Source organism: Oleiphilus sp. HI0132 (assembly GCF_001635845.1).
This window is the reverse complement of record NZ_LWGJ01000765.1, coordinates 1-480: the sequence shown is the minus strand read 5'-3', so window position 1 is coordinate 480 and position 480 is coordinate 1. Positions and strand designations below refer to the sequence as shown.

Below are 480 nucleotides of genomic sequence, written 5' to 3'. Positions count from 1 at the left end.
GGTACTTGTCAAAGGTTCGAGTTTTAACCGTGGTGCCGTCCACGTATACACGCCAGCAGCGACTTTGCTCTGCCAGGTCAACCTTTGTCTTATTTGTTGAGCGCTCCCAAATATTTAGTGAGTTCCTCAACAGTTCGACAATAAGCTCTTTGCCATCAAATTCGGTTTTATCATCGTGTTCAAGAGCTGGAGGAGAGTCTATATATTGAACTGAGTCTGTATCGCCTATTTGTTCACTGATTTGCTCTCCCGCATGATCAGGATCAATGAGAACATGCCTTAGTGCCCCTTCAATTTCATTGATTTTACGCCGACTTTCGCTCAGCTCATGAGTTAGTGCTGCCAGGGCATTATCAGTCTGTAAAGGCTTACCTTCAACCTGTTCTGGCGACAGTTCTCTTTGGTCGATAACCAAGGCTAAATAAGGTTGACCGGACTCGTTAACGTATTTGATGGAAGCGTGCCATACAGCCTGCTCGC

Annotated in this window: 1 protein-coding gene; it reads right to left on the bottom strand. The window is 45.8% G+C overall.

Annotated elements, in window-relative coordinates; translation table 11 throughout:
- Positions 1-480 (bottom strand): hypothetical protein (locus tag A3766_RS30810; protein WP_231882870.1); only part of this gene is annotated, 480 nt, incomplete at both ends.